The sequence below is a fragment of the Mycoplasmopsis anatis genome (genome assembly GCF_900660655.1).
GTDB classification, from domain to species: Bacteria; Bacillota_I; Bacilli_A; order Mycoplasmatales; family Metamycoplasmataceae; genus Mycoplasmopsis; species Mycoplasmopsis anatis.
In genome coordinates this window covers 1-17,965 of record NZ_LR215035.1, presented here as the reverse complement: position 1 = coordinate 17,965, position 17,965 = coordinate 1, and the positions used below count along the sequence as shown (strand labels likewise).

At 24.9% G+C, this 17,965-nt stretch carries 25 protein-coding genes, 1 rRNA gene and 3 pseudogenes; 10 read left to right on the top strand and 19 right to left on the bottom strand.

From position 1 onward, the window contains the following. Positions 1-8: 8 nt before the first annotated feature. From EXC66_RS00120 to EXC66_RS00090, 7 genes are all read right to left on the bottom strand, one after another. Positions 9-398, bottom strand: a complete 390-nt coding sequence (locus EXC66_RS00120; protein WP_112579202.1) for a hypothetical protein — start codon at positions 396-398, stop codon at positions 9-11. Further along, positions 380-862: a DUF4231 domain-containing protein gene (locus EXC66_RS00115; protein ID WP_006886191.1), complete on the bottom strand. Its 483-nt coding sequence runs from the start codon at positions 860-862 to the stop codon at positions 380-382. Before EXC66_RS00115 ends, EXC66_RS00120 begins: the two co-directional genes overlap by 19 nt. Next, complete coding sequence (locus EXC66_RS00110; RefSeq protein ID WP_006886190.1) at positions 862-1,335, bottom strand: hypothetical protein; 474 nt, start codon at positions 1,333-1,335, stop codon at positions 862-864. Before EXC66_RS00110 ends, EXC66_RS00115 begins: the two co-directional genes overlap by 1 nt. A gap of 351 nt (positions 1,336-1,686) precedes the next feature. Continuing rightward, entirely contained in the window at positions 1,687-1,989 is a 303-nt protein-coding gene (locus EXC66_RS00105; RefSeq protein ID WP_006886189.1) for a thioredoxin family protein, read from the bottom strand. Between the two features lie 128 nt (positions 1,990-2,117). Next, positions 2,118-2,432: a histidine triad protein HinT gene (hinT, locus tag EXC66_RS00100; protein ID WP_006886188.1), complete on the bottom strand. Its 315-nt coding sequence runs from the start codon at positions 2,430-2,432 to the stop codon at positions 2,118-2,120. A 5-nt stretch (positions 2,433-2,437) separates the two neighbouring features. Then, positions 2,438-3,685, bottom strand: a complete 1,248-nt coding sequence (locus tag EXC66_RS00095; protein WP_006886187.1) for a HinT-interacting membrane complex lipoprotein P60 — start codon at positions 3,683-3,685, stop codon at positions 2,438-2,440. Beyond that, positions 3,685-5,868 (bottom strand): HinT-interacting membrane complex protein P80, encoded by a 2,184-nt coding sequence (locus EXC66_RS00090; RefSeq protein WP_006886186.1) that lies wholly within the window; start codon positions 5,866-5,868, stop codon positions 3,685-3,687. Before EXC66_RS00090 ends, EXC66_RS00095 begins: the two co-directional genes overlap by 1 nt. 187 nt (positions 5,869-6,055) lie before the next feature. Between EXC66_RS00090 and EXC66_RS00085 the strand changes: the two genes are divergently transcribed. After that, positions 6,056-6,607 (top strand): hypothetical protein, encoded by a 552-nt coding sequence (locus EXC66_RS00085; RefSeq protein ID WP_112579204.1) that lies wholly within the window; start codon positions 6,056-6,058, stop codon positions 6,605-6,607. A 40-nt stretch (positions 6,608-6,647) separates the two neighbouring features. Continuing rightward, positions 6,648-6,753 (top strand): 5S ribosomal RNA (gene rrf / locus EXC66_RS00080). 76 nt (positions 6,754-6,829) lie between these two features. Here rrf and yidC read toward each other — a convergent pair. From yidC to serS, 4 genes and pseudogenes are all read right to left on the bottom strand, one after another. Then, positions 6,830-8,815, bottom strand: coding sequence for a membrane protein insertase YidC (yidC, locus tag EXC66_RS00075; RefSeq protein WP_006886184.1), 1,986 nt, complete (start codon positions 8,813-8,815; stop codon positions 6,830-6,832). Beyond that, positions 8,802-9,134, bottom strand: coding sequence for a ribonuclease P protein component (gene rnpA, locus EXC66_RS00070; RefSeq protein ID WP_006886183.1), 333 nt, complete (start codon positions 9,132-9,134; stop codon positions 8,802-8,804). The genes yidC and rnpA overlap by 14 nt, the downstream gene beginning before the upstream one ends. 10 nt (positions 9,135-9,144) lie before the next feature. After that, the gene (rpmH, locus tag EXC66_RS00065; protein ID WP_006886182.1) at positions 9,145-9,291 is read right to left on the bottom strand and encodes a 50S ribosomal protein L34; all 147 of its coding nucleotides are present in this window, start codon (positions 9,289-9,291) and stop codon (positions 9,145-9,147) included. A gap of 175 nt (positions 9,292-9,466) precedes the next feature. After that, positions 9,467-10,734, bottom strand: a pseudogene (serS, locus tag EXC66_RS00060) (serine--tRNA ligase). 301 nt (positions 10,735-11,035) lie between these two features. On the opposite strand from serS, the pseudogene EXC66_RS04520 reads away from it, so the two are divergent. The 5 genes and pseudogenes from EXC66_RS04520 to EXC66_RS04395 all read left to right on the top strand — a co-directional run. After that, positions 11,036-11,110: pseudogene (locus EXC66_RS04520) on the top strand (hypothetical protein); the annotation flags it as partial. Positions 11,111-11,209: 99 nt separating this feature from the next. After that, entirely contained in the window at positions 11,210-11,893 is a 684-nt protein-coding gene (locus EXC66_RS00055) for a Fic family protein (protein ID WP_197722259.1), read from the top strand. Positions 11,894-12,302: 409 nt separating this feature from the next. Then, positions 12,303-13,197: pseudogene (locus EXC66_RS00050) on the top strand (UTP--glucose-1-phosphate uridylyltransferase). Next, positions 13,191-13,355, top strand: coding sequence for a hypothetical protein (locus tag EXC66_RS04400; protein ID WP_223213198.1), 165 nt, complete (start codon positions 13,191-13,193; stop codon positions 13,353-13,355). Before EXC66_RS00050 ends, EXC66_RS04400 begins: the two are co-directional and overlap by 7 nt. Continuing rightward, positions 13,336-13,515 (top strand): hypothetical protein, encoded by a 180-nt coding sequence (locus EXC66_RS04395; RefSeq protein ID WP_223213197.1) that lies wholly within the window; start codon positions 13,336-13,338, stop codon positions 13,513-13,515. The genes EXC66_RS04400 and EXC66_RS04395 overlap by 20 nt, the downstream gene beginning before the upstream one ends. 15 nt (positions 13,516-13,530) lie before the next feature. Here EXC66_RS04395 and EXC66_RS00040 read toward each other — a convergent pair whose 3' ends face one another. The 8 genes from EXC66_RS00040 to EXC66_RS04380 form a co-directional block, all read right to left on the bottom strand. Further along, a complete protein-coding gene (locus tag EXC66_RS00040) occupies positions 13,531-13,734 on the bottom strand; it encodes a hypothetical protein (RefSeq protein ID WP_129622280.1) in 204 nt (67 codons plus the stop codon). A gap of 7 nt (positions 13,735-13,741) precedes the next feature. After that, a complete protein-coding gene (locus EXC66_RS00035; protein WP_129622278.1) occupies positions 13,742-14,053 on the bottom strand; it encodes a methyltransferase domain-containing protein in 312 nt (103 codons plus the stop codon). Positions 14,054-14,129: 76 nt separating this feature from the next. Further along, positions 14,130-14,279: a hypothetical protein gene (locus tag EXC66_RS04275; protein ID WP_165166773.1), complete on the bottom strand. Its 150-nt coding sequence runs from the start codon at positions 14,277-14,279 to the stop codon at positions 14,130-14,132. 47 nt (positions 14,280-14,326) lie between these two features. Beyond that, positions 14,327-14,554: a hypothetical protein gene (locus EXC66_RS00030; protein ID WP_129622276.1), complete on the bottom strand. Its 228-nt coding sequence runs from the start codon at positions 14,552-14,554 to the stop codon at positions 14,327-14,329. A 210-nt stretch (positions 14,555-14,764) separates the two neighbouring features. Continuing rightward, positions 14,765-14,890, bottom strand: coding sequence for a hypothetical protein (locus tag EXC66_RS04455; RefSeq protein WP_268812168.1), 126 nt, complete (start codon positions 14,888-14,890; stop codon positions 14,765-14,767). Between the two features lie 53 nt (positions 14,891-14,943). Further along, positions 14,944-15,090 (bottom strand): hypothetical protein, encoded by a 147-nt coding sequence (locus EXC66_RS04390; protein ID WP_223213196.1) that lies wholly within the window; start codon positions 15,088-15,090, stop codon positions 14,944-14,946. Positions 15,091-15,225: 135 nt separating this feature from the next. Continuing rightward, entirely contained in the window at positions 15,226-15,384 is a 159-nt protein-coding gene (locus EXC66_RS04385; protein WP_235666077.1) for a GTPase, read from the bottom strand. A 127-nt stretch (positions 15,385-15,511) separates the two neighbouring features. After that, a complete protein-coding gene (locus EXC66_RS04380; protein WP_223213195.1) occupies positions 15,512-16,147 on the bottom strand; it encodes a P-loop NTPase family protein in 636 nt (211 codons plus the stop codon). A gap of 316 nt (positions 16,148-16,463) precedes the next feature. On the opposite strand from EXC66_RS04380, the gene EXC66_RS00020 reads away from it, so the two are divergent. The 3 genes from EXC66_RS00020 to EXC66_RS00010 all read left to right on the top strand — a co-directional run bounded on the left by EXC66_RS00020 (position 16,464) and on the right by EXC66_RS00010 (position 17,418). Further along, entirely contained in the window at positions 16,464-16,739 is a 276-nt protein-coding gene (locus EXC66_RS00020) for a hypothetical protein (protein ID WP_129622274.1), read from the top strand. Between the two features lie 16 nt (positions 16,740-16,755). Then, a complete protein-coding gene (locus tag EXC66_RS00015; protein ID WP_129622415.1) occupies positions 16,756-17,028 on the top strand; it encodes a DnaA ATPase domain-containing protein in 273 nt (90 codons plus the stop codon). Positions 17,029-17,196: 168 nt separating this feature from the next. Beyond that, the gene (locus EXC66_RS00010; protein WP_165166771.1) at positions 17,197-17,418 is read left to right on the top strand and encodes a DnaA ATPase domain-containing protein; all 222 of its coding nucleotides are present in this window, start codon (positions 17,197-17,199) and stop codon (positions 17,416-17,418) included. Positions 17,419-17,965 lie beyond the last annotated feature (547 nt).

Genomic DNA, 17,965 nt, shown 5'->3' with positions numbered 1-17,965 from the left:
ATTTGTTATTAAAAAGTTTTCATTAGCTCGTCAATATCTTCTCTAGTTATTTCATTGTTTTCTTTGTATTTCTCTATTCTTTTAATATTTGTATTTATATTTTCTTCCAATACTGAAATTTTATCAGTGACATTAAAAAATGATTGGATTGAAATTAATAAAGTTACAACAACTGATATAAAAGGTATACTTACAAAATATATCATAGTTTGTAATGGATATTCGTTGAATCTAATTGAATATAAGTTCAAAATGATTATGGCCGAAGATACAACTAATGTTAAAACACTTAAAAAAATAAAGAAAAATTTACTTACCAAATATTTTTTTAATACAGATTTATATTTTTTCTCATTACTTAATGATGCAGATTTAGCTTTTAATTTTGCTTTTCTCATTCAATCATCTCCTCTCTGTCAAATTTTTCCTTATTAGCTAAATAAAAGACTCTTTTATACAATATATAGTCTCTATCTGCACGTTTTTTATTACCATAGTAGAATTTCTTTTCTTCATAAATCATCATTTCCATATTCAATTTATTTAACAATGATTTCTTTTCTATAAATTTAGTATTTACTAAGAAAAATGAAATTATACCTGAGAATAAACTAAGAATAGCATTGATTATTGTAGTGGTTAGAACATAGTTTGAATCTAAATTCAATCAGCTTTTGTAAGGGTTTATTGAATCACCATAATACTTAGATGCACCAGCTAAAAATATGATTGCAATTGTGCCAACAATAAAGGTTGATATTATAGTTATAAAATTCAACATGTAATAAAAGAAACCATAAATGAAAATTTGTTTTTTGGTTTTAGATATAGTTTTTTTCGATTCTCTTAATGCATCGAACATTATTTATTACCTTTCTTTAATTGTTCTTTAACTACGTTAGCAACAATAATTTTATGTTTTTGATTTGCGTTTTTTCATAGAAGATCAATAAATTCATTTAATTCTTCGTCACCAATAATTCCTGATGAGTGTTTAACATATAAATCTTTGATGGTCTCTAAATATTTCTTATATTCATTTGTTCTAGCGTTATATTTATATATTTCTATAATGATTGTTAAAACAAAACCAAAAATAATCATAATAACTAAACAAAGAATTAAAACCAATGAAGTCTTTTGATATCACTCATAAGAGTTTTCTAGCTTAATAATATTTAATATTTTAATTAAAGCTATAAATGCTAACACAACTGCTGTGATGTTTAATATAGCTATACTTAAACTTATGAGTTTATCAACCAATTTGTATTTTTTGAGTTTTTTACGATCTTTTACAATTTTATCGTTTATAGCATTTAGAATATTTTGCATATCATTATTTTATTAAATTTTTTATAAATTAAAATTGTAGTATAATTTTATTGCATATTGTTTGGAATGCAGTATGCAGCAAATTTCGCTTAAATTATTCCAATTAACCATTGTTTATTGTTCATAATACAAAAAAACATTATTTATATATTTTTTTCTTTAGTATAAAAACTTTTTATTCAATTCAAAATTATTTATATATTTCATGTCTATTATTTATAATTATTGTGTATAGCATAGTAAATCCATAGTTTACTCTCATATATATTTATTAAATAATATCGGAAAGCAACTGAGGTTGCTTTTCTTTTTACTTTCTTTAAAAAAGAAACTATAGTTTCCTATAGCTTATTATAATGTTTTGAGTTCTTCAACTAATTGTTCGTATGGTCTGTATCCTAAGAAGTTTTTAACTCTTTCACCATCTTTATATACAAAAGTTGCTGGGATTGATTGAACACCCATATCAAGTGCAAAATCTTTATCTTTATCAATGTCTACTCTGTAAACTTCAATTCCGTTTTTTTCACTTAATTCAATTAGCGAATTTTTATACATTCTACATGGAGCACATCAAGTAGCGTGGAATACTAATAATTTTGTCCCACTTTTTAATTCATTACCCAATTCTTGTTTTGTTGTTTCTTTTAGCATTGTTACCTCTCTGAATAAAAAAAGTTAATTTTTAATAGTAAAAAACATTATAAATGTTATTTTTTACCTTTTTATTATACTAAAAAATTTTTTTTAAGAAAATTTTTATAAAAAAAATAGTCACAAGACTATTTGAATGGAACAACATGAATATGAGTGTGGAAAACGGTTTGTCCAGCCTTAGAACCTGTATTAACTTGGATCTTAAAATCTGAAATACCATTTTTTATAAGTCTTTCATTTATAAGCTTTCTGACCACTTTCATTGCATGCATAAATTCTTCATCTGTATTCTCGATAATATTCTTTGATTCACTTTTAGGCACAACTAAGAAATGCCCAGGCTTTTCTGGATATGCATCAAGAAATGCAATGACAATATCATCTTCATATATAATTGTTGCCGGAATTTCTCTATCAATAATTTTTTTAAATACATCCATAAATACTAAATAAAATCGCTTCCTTTAAGAGTTTCTACTAGAATTTCATAGATTGGTTCCAATTTATAACCAATCTTTTTAAATGAACTTATTGCTTTGTTGATTAATGAACTGTCGCTAAAGCTTAGTACAATCATTAATTCAGTAAGTTTATTTTCAAAAATTGAATTTTCAAATGATAATATCTTTTCAGTTTTGCTTGAACCATTTTCTTCTTTTGAAATTTCTTTTACAGTAGGTACAATTTGTACAACATATGATGCTTTAAGTTTTTTAGAATCATCATTATAAAGAGGTATGGTTGTGCTTAATTTACCATCTTCATTGACAGGAACAATTTTCTTGTTTGAGTCGTTTGAGTAAAATCCATCAATAACAGCATTAGCATTTTTATTGATTAATTTTGAATATGAATAATCTAAATTGTATTTTGACGCATCGTTAACTACAATACCCTTATAACCACCAAAATCTGTTAAAAATTCTCTTGCTGGTAAAAGTTTTTCGTTTTCTGTTGCTTTATAATTTAAATCATATTTATCGGATAGCAACTCAAGAAAATCTTTGGTTGAAGCAATTATTTTTTGTCTAGCTACATAAATGTTTGTTTTGTTTGTTTCTTCATATTCTCAAACTTGGTATGGTTTACTATCTAAAATGTAACTAATTAAATTGAAATAATTTAAATCATACTTATTTTTATTAGATTCATAATTAGAATCGAGTTTTTTAAGCATATCTTCGTTATTTATTGAAAAGTATTTTAATATTAAAAGAGAATTGTTGATGGTTTTATTAACCTCTGTTTTACCATTTTTATAAATCAACTCAAATACTTGTTCACCAGGTTTTACTGTGGGAATGTTATAAGGTGATATAACTTTTTGTTCTTCTTTGGTTAATCATCCTTTTTTATTTCATTCTGCATACAACTTAACAAAGAAATTTGGATCTTTTGATAAATTAGATGAAGCATATATATTAAAGGCTAAGAGAGCATCTTTATAGAATTTTGAAGATTTATTATTTAAATATTCAGACAATGATTTAACATCATTATTCTCATCTTTATATAAATCTAATAATACTCTTTCAGTTCATAAATTTTCGGCAATAGTTTTAATCTCATTACTTTTGAATTGCTCGTCTTGTTTTGTTTTTTCAATTGAATTTTCTACTCTACCACAAGAAACAACTGCTAAGGCAGGTAGGGTTAAAAGAACAGATGATAATAAATATTTCGCCTTATTCATTATTTTTCTTCTCCTTTATCTACATTTAAATACTCATTTAATTGGTGATATAAAATTTCACCAAACTCTTTTTCTGATAAGTTAGTTGTTTCTGATTTTTTATCATAATCAATATATACTTTACCATTTATAAGAGAAATATTGTAAATTGACCCTTTATTTACCAGCTCTTTAATTCAGTCATTTGCTTTTGAATATATATTTATAACTTCAGTTTGTTTGTTTCCATTAATTAATACTTCATTTGAAATAATTGTATTTTGAATATCTTCGTCAGTGAATGAATTTTTGGTTGAAGATAACTTATTATTTGATTTAAGGTATTCATTAAAATCTTTGTCTTTCAACATTTTTTCTAAAATAATATTTTTGTTTTTTAATTCATCGTTGATAACATCAAGTGAATTGAAGTATGGTGTTTTATCATTAGCGACAGCATTTAAATCGTATTTAACCAATTTCATTAATTTTTCATAATCTGTCACTTCATCAAACTTAAATATTGTTAAACCTGTGGAGGTTGGTATTAATTTTGCATTATTCATTCCTTCTATTGAATAAACTATAGAATAGAAGTTTTTTCCATTTACATTCAATGATAATGCATTGTTATAAATTTCAGATATTTTTTGACTAAATTCCAAATCAGTCATCGAAGTTATTTCACCTTCCATGATGCTGATTATTTCAGAAGCTTTATCGATAATTTTATTTTTAACAGCGATTTTTTCTTCTCTAGAACCATTTTTATATGAATCAGATTCTTTTAGTGATTGAATTTCATCTTTAAGAGATTGAATTCTAATTTCTGTTTTTTCAGCAAACTTAAAGTTAAATAATTTATTTAATTCTATACTTGGCAGTTTATGTTCTTTGTTTTCAAAAATATTTGTCATTGTACTCAATGCATATGCCATATCTTTATTTTTAGCCAAAGTTAAATAATTTTGAATACCTAATGAACCTAAATTTTCTTTCACTTCAGAACTATCAATAGAAAGAAGTTTTAGATAATTTTCATAATTACTTTTGGCTTTGTTAGAAATTAGATCATTTTCCAATAAATAATATTCTAATTTTTCAAACTTTTGAATTAATGTGTAATTAGGTACTAATTCATCCTCTATTAAAGAATTAATTAAAAATTGAAGATATTGATTTTTATCAACTTTGAATGAGCCTGTAACAGAATTTTCTAAAACACCAGGAATTGTAAATGTACTTACAACAAAATTCTTGTTTAATTTATTAAATTCTTTGAAATAATCTAAAATTGTATTTCAATTTTCAAAAACAAAGCTACTTGACTTTAATAATGTAATTTTATTTGAATTCTGGTCAACAAAATAATTCTTGCCTTCAACAAATTGAGTAAATACTTTGTCACCTTTATGGAACATAACTTTAGGTTTTCCAGTAGTTTCATCAACAACATTATTATTGTTTTGATCAACATAATAAATATCACGCATCGCAACTCTATTAACGTCTTTTTGGCTTTTAAATAGTGAATTATTTGAAGATTCAATAGTAAATTTTCTTAAGGCGTCTTTTTCAATGCTTTTAATAATCAAATAATCAACCGCTTCTTGTTCAGTTGAAGAATTACCATATTGTTCACTTGTTATAACTGAATTAAATTGTTTTTCTCAATTATCAAAACCATATCCTGCTTGAATTTGTCTTTTTAGATCTTTAATTTTATTTTCTTGTTCTTTTCTAACTTCATCTAGGGTCTTTAGTGCAATATCAGTTCTCTCGGTGTCCCCAGGATAAAGGGATTCGTTTCATAAACGTTGAAATTCTTTAGATGCTTTAACTTCTTGTTCATATAGATAAAAAATTGCTTCTTTATATATTTTTTCTGTATTCTCACTATTTATATTTTTATTCGCTTCTAATTTGCCAATAATGTCTTTAACGTTAATTGGTGTTTTTGAATTATCAGGTTTAATAAATTCAAGAACCTTATCTGTATCTTTTAATGCTGGTGTGTAATTTACCTTTACTGTATTAACAGTCACTGGGACTGCAATAGAAGTAGCTACAACAACACCTAAAAGACCTAATATTACATATGCTTTAGTATTTCTTTTTTTAATAATTTTTGGTTTAGTTCTTTCTAAATGTTTATCATTTTTTTCAGCTAATTTCTCAAAAAATGATTTTTGTTTTTTTGCCATTTTCACCTCAAATCTAATATTTAAAATATATTTTTAAAATTATATAGTATTAATTTTATCTACAAAATTAAAAAAATAATGGTTGATTTTACATTTAAGTTAATTATTTTGTAAAAAAGGTTAATTATTATTAAACTAATAATAATATTTAATTTACAATCATAAAATAATAGATTAAAATTTTAATATGAATCAAAAGAATCCTGTACAAAGCATTAAAGCTATTGCACAATATTTAAATGAGAGAAATGTGCTATATTCTATTTCTGGTGTTCTCTTAGAGAAAAAGTTTTTTAATCAAGAGTTAGAAAACCTATATCCATTAAAATTATCGATGAATTGGATAGACTTTATCTCTTTATTAAATGAAAATAAAGGAGAAATCTCTTTAAGACGTGATGTTATATCAGATAGCATACTACCATTTTTTAAGATTGGAAATGATAAAATATATATACAATTATTAGTTAAAAGTGAAAGAGAGATTGTTAAAAAAATTAAAAGAAGTTTTGTGAAACAACTTTTTAAGACAAGATTTGAAAATAAGCATTTTGATAATTTTAACGAAATTGGTTTTTTGGTAGATGAAATATACAAAGAGAATGGCTCTATATGAATTTTAATAGATGATGAAGAACCTGAATTGAAAGTAATTGAAGCTTTTAATAAAGAAAATATTGAGTTTTTCGACTTTGAGGGTGTAAAAATTCCTTATTCAAAAAATATTCTAAAAAAATAAAAAAAATACTTGGAAAAATTATAAAACATGTTATCATATTATCAGTGGTTATAGCAAGAGGGATCACCTGATACCATTCCGAACTCAGTAGTTAAGCCTCTTAGTGCCGACGATAGCCGAAAGGTGAAAATAGGGCGCCGCTGTTTTTTTTATTTTTAAAAAATGGTAATAATTAAATTCTTGATTTTTAATGATAAAAAAACAGCAAGTATAAACTTGCTGTTATTTTTTAAATTTCTTAGAATATGACAATCTGTATCACTTCGTCTTTTTCAATCAGTGAATAGCTATTGTTTCAAGGATTGTTCAAATTCCTGAAGCGATTCAGTATATTTGAACTCCAGCCGTGAACGCTACTGTAAAGAATAAGAAGACTATCATTGTGATTCTTTGAGTTTTTTCTGATTTTTTAATTGCTTCTTTTTGATCTGCTGTCAATCTTTGGTTTTCTTTCTTTCTATTAAGAATTCTAGGTAAAACTTGAGATATTACTTGAACAGCAACCGCTGTAACAATAAGAATTAAGTAAGGTCAGTAACCTTCAAACAATTTTTGTCACGAGGTAGAAGCGAAGTTAATTGTTAATCAAATGGTAGATTTAATTTCTGGTGTAATTTGTAAAGCTCTTCAAATAGCTAAAAATATTGGCATCGTAATTATCATGTTAGCCATAGAATCCATAGGGTTAATATTATTTTTGCTATATAACGCGCTAAGTTCTTGGCTCTTACGTATTTTCATTTGTTTATTATTTTCAAAACCTTTATATTTAGCTTCGATAGCTGCTTTTTTAATTCTTAAATCATCTTGGATAGATTGTGAAAATCTAGATTTGAATGAAATAGCTAATGCAATTGATTTTGTGACAACAACAGCAAAAACAATAATTCAAATTGTTCCTCAACCTGCTCAGACAGGGGTTATTATCGACATACTTTGCATTAAAGCTGCTAATGGATAAACAAATAATCCATAAAAAGGACCTAAAGCTCAAGAATCTGATCATGTTGTAAGAACTTTTTGAGGTCTATCACCTGAGTAAGTTAGAGCTGAAGATTTTATAGCGTCATAAACTTTAAATTTATTATTATTTTCTCATTCAGTTCTATTTATTGATAATTCTAATGTTTTGTTTTCAATTGAAGGTGCAGATGTTGTTGAGGATTCTTTATCTTTGTCCTTATCATTATCTTTTTTAACTACAAATGAACTAAATGTTATTAATTGTTCATTGTTATAACCGATATTGGCAGCAGATAAGTATGAACTAATAACTGAATTATATTTATTTAGAATATCATATTGAATTTTTGATAATTCTGGAATTTCACCATTAGCAATTTTGTCATAAATTTCAATTTTAATAAACTCGGATGGTGTTAAACCATTTAAATATTCACCAAAATTTCATTTTGCAATAGTTTCATTATAGAATGTTTGTAAAACATCTCTTGCGAATTTATCTTTAGCACCAATAAAATCGTTTGAAACTTGTGCTAGCCCTGTAAAACCAATAACTCTTCCATGATCACCAAATTCTAAAAGAATATTTGATGCACCTGCTGGTTTTAATTGTTTAGTTTTTTCGTCAATAACACCAGCTTGAGCTACAAGATAAATATTTGTGAAAGTATTGATTGGATTATATTCTTTAGATGTTTCACTCATAAATAAGTAATTTCCATTTTTAGAATATAAATAACTTTCAGGTTTTTCACCTAAATATTGTTTATCGCTATTTGTGTAAATACTTATAGCTGATGAATATGTATCATATTTTCCATATTCACCTTTTTCTTTATTTGTTTTATCTCTTAATTCACTTATTACTTCTTTGTCTGTTATGTGTCTGTTAATCAAGTCATCAATTTTAATAACTTCAAAACTTAAATTAGTAGTAGTTTTATTTTCGCCTTCACCAGTTGTTGAAGAGACATTTTCTTTATCAACTTTTAATGTTGTAACATGGGGGGCAACTTTATCTTTATCTAGATAAATTTCAATTGCGTTACCTGTAGTTGTACTTGAAGGTATAACAAAGGATTGCACACACCCTGTTAAAGTAATACCAAAAATAAGAACATACAATAGAATCTTTGTTCAACGTCATATTTTCTTTAATTTTGATTTACGTTTTTCTTTTGGGTCTTGACCTTCGGTAAAATAATTAAACTTTTCTGATCTTAAATGACTTTTAATTTTGCTCATTTAACAATTGTTCCAATAATTTATGCACCATTTTTTGCTTTAATTCAAAATTTTCTTCAGTTATAAAATTTTTTCTCACAATTATTACAATTTTATATTTCAAATCATTTATATTAAAGCTTTGTAAAATGGCACGCATTTGTCTTTTATAAAAATTTCGTCCAACTGCTTTCTCAAATTTTTTTGGAACTGTAATCCCAATTTTAACATTTGAATGTTGAACGTAGTGAATAACAGCCATTTTATTAGAAATTTGTAATTTAGAAAGTATTACACTTTCAAATTCTCAATTCTTCTTTAGCCGATATTTTCTCTTCATTTTAAACTAACTATTTGTCAGAAACAGTTAAGTATTTTCTACCTTTAGCTCTTCTTGCTGCTAAAACTTTTCTACCATTTGAAGTTTTCATTCTAGCTCTAAAACCGTGAACTTTTGCGTGTTTACGTTTGTTAGGTTGATAAGTTCTTTTACTCATGTTTATCTCCTTAAAAATTTCTAAAATAAGCTTATAAATTATAAAACAAAATAAATTTTATTAAATTAAATATTAAATATAAAAAAGACATCAAAAAATCTTTTAAATATTTAAAATTATTATACTATAGAAAGTAGTTAAAGGTAATAAAAAACGCACCTTAGTGCATTTCATACTATTTAATAATTTCTAACCCATTCATATATGGAACCAATACTTTTGGAATTGTTAGGCTTCCATCAGGATTTTGATAATTTTCTAAAATAGCAGCTAAAATTCTATCAATTGCTAAACCTGAACCATTCATTGTGTGCGCATATTGAGTTTCATTATTTTCATCTCTATATCTAATCATGGCTCTTCTTGCTTGAAAATCACCCATGTAACTTACACTTGAAACTTCTCTAAATCTCATTTCACTAGGTAGTCACAATTCTAAATCTATTGTTTTTCTTGATGAGAACCCTAAATCACCTGTACATAATAATAACTCTCTATATGGTATTTCTAGTTTTTCAAGAACATCTTTTGCATCTTCAAGCATCATTTCAAACTCTTTAATACCATCTTTTTCAGAAGTTATTTTAACTAATTCAACTTTTTTGAATTGGTGTTGTCTAATAATTCCTTTCGTATCTTTACCTGAACTTCCTGACTCACTTCTAAAACATTCAGTAAAACCAGTAACTCTAATTGGTGTTGTTAAGTCGATAATTTCGTTATTGTGGATATTTGTTAGAGGAACTTCAGCAGTTGGAATTAAGTATAAGTTTCAATCATTAATACTAAATAAGTCTTCTTTAAATTTTGGTAACTGTCCTGTACCATACAACATTTCTGATTTAACTAATACCGGTGGTAAAATTTCAGTATAACCTTTAGTTTCATGTAAATCTAACATAAAGTTCATTAAAGCACGACATAATTTTGCACCATAATTTGTATATAAAACAAATCTTGAACCGCTTAATTTAGCGCCTCTTTCTAAATCAAATAATTTTAATTTTTCGGCTATTTCATAATGTGGTAATACACCAGAAACCAAACCACGTCCTATTTTATCTCTTGTTCTTAAGACAACATTTGTTGTTTCATCAACACCTTCAGGCACTTCATCTAGAGGAAGATTAGGAATTTTTAATAATAATTCATTTAATCTTTCGTTAAGATTTTTTGTTTTTTCTTCAAGATTAAGTTGTTCTTCTTTAATTTTCTTAACTTCTTCTTGCAATTGTTTAATTTTTCTTTATCAGATTTAAATTCGGAAAATTGTTGTGAAAATTTACTTAATTCAGCTTTCTTTTGTTGACTAGCAAACATTGTTTGACCACGATCTTTAGCTAAAGAAATTGCTTCGTCAAAAATCTCAATTTCAAACCCTCTTTTTAATAAACCACTTCTAACTTTTTCTTCGTTTTCAAGAATGAATTTAATGTTTAACATATTACTCCTACCTTAATTAGTATTAATTATACTATTAAGAATTTTTTTAATAAAAAAATGAGTTTTGTAAAACTGGTTATTTTATTTCTATTTAGATAGATTATTTGAGTATAAAAACTAAGTTTGTGTCATAAAATCTTGATGTTAATTAATAAATTTTATTCAGATCTTTACTAAATTATGCGATTAAATCAATAAATCTTTACTTTTGGGGAAAATTTAATAAAATAAGTAAAGAAATGAACAAGATATATGATTATTTCGGATTATTAAAATTAATATCAAATAAAAATATAAATAAATCAGATTTAGTAAAACACTAAATATTTCATCTAAAACAATCGCTAAAATTTCAAAAAATGAAAAAATTGCTAAATCTGTTATTAAAAAATTATGCGATTATTTTTGTTGCAATGAAAATGAAATTTGTAGAGTTATATCAACCAATAAAATATTAAACATTTTAAATGAGGAAATGAAATCTAAAATCAAGGGTGGATTGTATCATAAATTGCAAATTTTACTGACCTATAACTCTAATCATATTGAAGGTAGTACATTAAATGAAGAGCAAACAAAACTAATATACGAAACAAGAACACTGACTAGTGAAAATTCATGAAATATTGATGATATTATCGAAACAACAAATCATTTTAAAGCGATAGATTTTTGCATTCAAAATGCTGAAAATGATTTAACTGAAGAATTTATAAAAACATTGCATTACTTGATCAAAAGAGCTACTAAAGCAGAAAATATACCTTGAATTAAAATAGGAGATTATAAAACTAGACCTAACATAATAGGCGACATAGAAACTTCTGATCCACAAAATGTCCAAAAAGATATCAAAAATCTTTTAAAAAAATATAACAGTATTAAAACTATAACATTAGAAGATATTGTTGATTTTCATTATAAATTTGAAATAATTCACCCTTTTCAAGATGGCAATGGTAGAGTAGGTAGATTAATTGCATTTAAGGAATGTTTAAAAAATAATATTGTTCCTTTTATTATTGAAGGCACAAAAAAATACTTTTATTACCGTGGACTACAGGAATACGAAAATCATAAAACTTATTTAATCGAAACTTGTCATGATGGTCAAGACACAATCAAGGAGTGATTAAAATATTTTAATATTAAATATTAATGTTAAATTCATTTAAATTCACATTCTTAATATATTAATTTATATATGATAAATTTAAAATGTAAGAAGATGTGATATCAAAAATACAAAATGGATAATTTTTTACTGAGTTTGATGTATTTGAAAATAATATTGTTTTTCACAATTTTATGAAAAAACACAATCTTTGAAATAAAAAATATTAGAACCTTTTTAGATAAAGTAATTAAATTATTATAAAGCACACGATGACATTACTTATTCTTCTTGCTATATTGAGCGTTAAAATGAAATTTAATTAAAAATAAGAATATAAATAATTGATTTTATATGCGATTGCTTATTAAAATATACAAATTAATAATTAAATAATTAAGTTGTATAAAATTTTCTCATTATTTAAAAATAACTAAATTAGTATAATAATTTTATGGAAATTAAAAAAATTAAAAAAGTCATTATTCCTTGTGCTGGTTGAGGAACAAGATTTTTACCCTATACAAAAAGTACTCCTAAAGAATTGCTTCCTATCTTAAATAAACCCGCACTTGATTATCTTGTTGACGAGGCTATTCAGTCTGATATTGAAGAAATTATTTTGATTACAAGTTTCAGAAAAAAGATATAGTTAAATATTTTTCTGTAGATCAAGACTTACAAAATGAATTAAGAGTCAAATGCAAAAAAGAATTGTTAAAGGTAGTTAAAGAAACAAATAAGGAAGCTGTAATTTCGGTTGTTATACAAGAAGAACAACTTGGTTTAGGACATGCTTTGGCATGTGCTTATGATTACATTGATGATGAACCTTTTGCCGTAATACTCGGAGATGATTTAATCTATTCAGAAAAACCTGCAATTAAACAATTAATCGATTTTTATTATGAAACTAATGGAGCAAATATTTTAGGAGTTCAATCAGTTCCAGATAAAGATGTTAATAAATATGGAATTGTCGTACCTAAAAATAATAGTGAAAGAGATAATAATTATTTTGAAATAAAAGATGCGGTAGAAAAACCTCATCTTCACGAAGCACCATCAAATAAAGCTATTTTAGGACGTTATGTATTTAACCCTAGAATTTTAGATTATTTAAAAAATACAAAACCCAGTGTAAATGGAGAAATACAAGTTGTTGATGCTTTCAAAAGAGTTATGAAGTATGAAAAAATTTATGCTTTCGAATTTAAGGGTACTCGTTATGATTTAGGAAGTATTTCTGGTTTTATTAAAGCCAATATAGATTATGCATTAAAAATAAAGAAATTTCTGATGAAATTTATAATCATATCAATAAAGTTTTGGAGGATAAACAATGTTAGATGAAATAAAAATTTATAAAACAGCAAAAGACTTAGATCTATCATTTGATTTTAATATTTTAAAGTTTAATGACAGAATTTTTGAAATTAATATCGGTGGAATTTTTAGAAATTTACAATTTAATGAAAATATTGTGAATGATTTATGGAAGATTTAATAGATTTTTATTATCAAATAAATATCAATTAAGATGAGATATTGGAGTTATAAATTTACACAATTGTAAAAATTTAAAATTAACAGAAGATGAAATAAAAAAACTTGGTGCTTTTTTTAAAGAAAAAGTAACAAGTTTTGATGTTTATATTATTGATTAATCACCTTTGGTGATTTTATTTTTTTAAAACCCAAAAAGTTGTGTTATTTCCGAATTCCTTCACAACTTCATCTTCATCAGCAAGTTCATCTCTTGAAATATATTCAATTATTTTAAAATCCGTGTTACTAATAAATTGTTTCATTTCACTAATTGATGTATATCTAATAAAACCGTCTACATTATCAAATTTATATGTTGTATCACCGAATTTTTCCAAAGTTCTATTATTTTGATTGTTGTTTCATTTCGCTTGCTCTTCAATAAAGAATTTTTAATTTTTCACTACTATCCCTGTTTGCTGCTGTTATGATTGCGATACCATTCGGACTTAAAACCTTATAAATTTCTCTTAATATTTTAATTCTTTTTTCTTCTGTTGGGACGCACATTATCCCGTTAAAACTATAAAAAGCAAAATCAACTGATCCTTCTTTAATTTCAGTAGTTAGCTTTGCTGAATCTAAATGTAAAAGGTTATATCATCCCTTTTTTCTTGTCTGTTTATTAACTCGGCTATAAAAATAAATTTCTCACATAAATCATTTGCATAGATTTTTTCAAATCCAAAATTCTCTAAATTGAAAGGAATTCTACCAATACCCGTGCCCAGATCTAAAAAGACTTTTTACCTTCTTTATATTTATTAATTAAAATCCTTTCAGAATTTCACAAACCAACTCTAGGTAAGGAATTTGCGTAAATTTCAATAGCTTCTTCAGTATCGTAAACTTTATTAAATATTTTATTTAAATCTTTTGACATAAACTAATTTTATCAGACTAACAATGTTAAAAATTGAAATAAAAAACCTAACATGTAGGTAATTTACTATTAAGCTTTTTTGAAATTTCAACGTCAAAATAATAATTTTCTAAAGTTTCATCATACAACGGATCAATTAAACATGTTTCTTCTTCATCCCTGTGAGCTAGAACATAATCAATAATTAATGTTAAATCATTAACAACTGATTCTTTAACTTCCTTAGCATTAAATCATTTAGATTTAACTTCTTTGATTAAACTGAATTCCTTCATTTCTTCAAATGAGCCTAATGCAAGATGATCTAAAATAACTAATTTTTCTGCGTATTTATCTGTAAATTCATTTACGTCATCATATAATTTGTCTAATTGTTTGTGTAATGTAAAAACTCTTCGCTAACATTCCAATGTAAATTTTTCACTTTTAAAGCTAAAGTAGCAAAACTAGCTTCTAAAACTTTTAAATTTTTCATATTTTCTCCTTTATTTACCAAGACAGAAGTTTGAAAACATAGCATCCAATAAATCTTCTTTATCAGCAACACCGGTTATCTCTTTTAGAGATTCTCACGCTTTAGTTATATCGATAATAATTACATCAAATGTCATATCATTATTTAAACTGTTAAGTGCATCAACTAGGCTTTTAAATGCTATTTGAACTAAGAAAGCTGCCTTGTGTTTGTCACAATTATATCATTTTCAATATCTATGTCTTTAAATAATCTAATCATTTCAGTCTTTAATTCATCAATATCACCATTTAATGCTGAAATAAAACTAATCTTATCTATTTTTAAATCAAACAAACTTCTTTTTATTTCTTCATCACTACATATATCTTTTTTATTGGCTACAGGAATGTAAATTTTATTTAATTCATTTGCTTTTCTTTTATTAAAAAATCAAAACGATCATTTTTTGTTTAGGATCTAAAACATGAATTAATAGGTCAGCACGTTCAATTTGTTCAAGAGATTTTTAATTCCAATACTTTCAATTTTTTCTTCTGTTTGACGCAATCCAGCTGTGTCAATTAATTTAAACAAAATTCCATCAAGTTGAATATTTTCTTCAATTATATCTCTAGTAGTACCGGCTATATCAGTTACGATCGCTTTTTCTTCATTAAGTAAAGCGTTTAATAAACTACTTTTCCTACATTTGGTTTACCTAAAATTGCAACTTTCACACCTTCAAATATCAACCTAGAACTTTGACTTAGCTTTACTATTTCATTAATTTTTTTATAAGTATAGTTAACTTCTCTTTCATTATTTCATCGTTGATTTTTTCAATGTCGTCGTATTCTGGGTAGTCAATATTCACTTCACATAAACCAATCAAATACTCAATTTCTTTAATTAAAGCGTTAATTAAATTTGATGTTTTACCATCGAATTTTTTTATTGCGGCACTAGCTTGTTTTTTTGTTTTAGCCATAATTAAATCATGTATAGCTTCAGCTTTAACTAAATCCATTTTCCCATTTAAAAATGCTCTTCGAGTAAATTCACCTGGTAAGGCTAGCCTAGCACCATTACTCAAAATTAATTCCAAGATTAGATTAGTAACCAAAATACCACCGTGACAATTTATTTCTACTAAAATATCACCTACATAATTATTGAATACCATAGTATTATCATTGTTCATTTTTCCAACAAATCACATTACTAAAACTTCATCTATTATGCTTTTGTTCTCATCAATAATATGACCATAGGTTATTTCATGATCCTTTCCAACTTTTCCTTTAAAAATTCTATTCATTATTTCTAGAGTATTTGGACCGCTAATTCTAATAATTGAAATGGGTTGATTAACTTTATTTCCTGAACTTATAGCAGCTATTGTATCAAACATATTACTCCTTGGTTTTATAAATATAATTATATTAAATTTTTATTTTTTCCAGGTTTTAACAACATACTTATAACAAAAATATAATAAATTGAATTATACTGTTGATAACTTACTTTTAACTTATTTTATAGATTTAAAGTCTGTGAATAAGTTTGGTAAAATTAGTTTAATAAAACATTTATTAACAATATTTTATGAATTTTAATTATTTATTTTAAAATTAAATAATAATGGAAAATAAATTAAGTTTAAATATAGAAGTAAACAAGAAAAAATTTATAAATTTAGCTAAAGAAAAAATTAATGACAGAATGATTTGAAAACTTTTCTGGATAATTTAGATTTAGTTGAATTGAACAATTCTGTTTTAGGTATTGTTTTATTCATTGATTCTGAGATGTTGAAAATTTTTAATGAACACTATAGTAATGAAATAACTGAAATAGTTTCTGAGTTATTTGGATATGGTTGTGTTTTTAAGCTAATCACAAATGAAGAATATAAAAATAACAAAAAAGATAAAAAAAGTACTCCTAGGGTGGAAAAAATAAAAAAGATAAAGAAGATGAATTTATTAAAAATATTAAAGTAGATTTAAAAATGATACTATAAACGAAAAATATTCTTTATCTAATTACATTGAGAGCGATTTTAATAAAGAAGCAATTAAAGCTTGCATGTTTGCTATTAACGGTAGCAGCGAATTTAATCCAATTTATATTTCTTCCTTATCAGGTTTAGGAAAAACACATTTATTAAAAGGTGTTCAATTAGAATTTGAAAAAGAAAAGAAAAAACAATATATGTCAATCCAGTGGAATTTACAAGAAATATTTCAACCTATTTGGCTGAAAATAATCAATTGAAAATTTCAAAATTAATCAGTTTTTATTCTGAATGTGACTTAATTTTATTTGATGATTTTCAAATTTTTGGAGAGGGAAACAAAAAAGCTACAATTAATTTTATTTCCAAATAATTGATTACAGAATACAATATGAAAAACCGACAATAATTGCTAGTGAATATCCATTAGAAAATTAAAGGGATTGTTTGATAACAGAATAATAACAAGATTAGCATCGGGTTTTCAGAGTCAAATCAAAATTCCAACAGATAATGATTTAAATACTTTATTGGATGCTTTACTTGAAAAAAATGAATTCGATAAAACTAAATTTGATGATAAAACTAGAAATTTTATAATAAAAAACTTTCAAGCTTCTATAAGGTCTTTAGAGGGTGCTGTTAATAGAATCAAAATTTTATAAAGCGATATATTAAATTCGAATTATATTTATCCTGTTGTTGCATCAATATTTAAAGAAGTTATAAAAAATAAGGAAAATATAATCCTGAGTTAATTATAGAAGAAGTATGTAAATACTATAAATATCAAAAAGAATAATAGGTAAAAGAAGAAATAAAAATATTGTAACCGCCAGACATATTGCTATGTGTTTGATAAGAGATAATTTAAAAATTCTTTAGAAGAATTGGATCATATTTTAGTAGGGATCATTCACAGTAACTAATGCCTTAAAGAAAAAGACGAAGAAAATTCAAACATTTTAAAATGGCATACAACTATTAAATAACGAACTTTACAAAAAAATAACAACTTTATCAACATCATTTTTATTATAAAAAATAATTTTTAGCTGATTTATTATATAAAAAATGATTTTTAAAAGTTATCACAGATTGATATGCAATATTAATATTATTTAGGAGAATGGAATGAAATTACAATTAAAAAAATATACTTGACCAAACATAGAATTCATAAGTAAGTACGTTGATCCTATTAATGTTTTT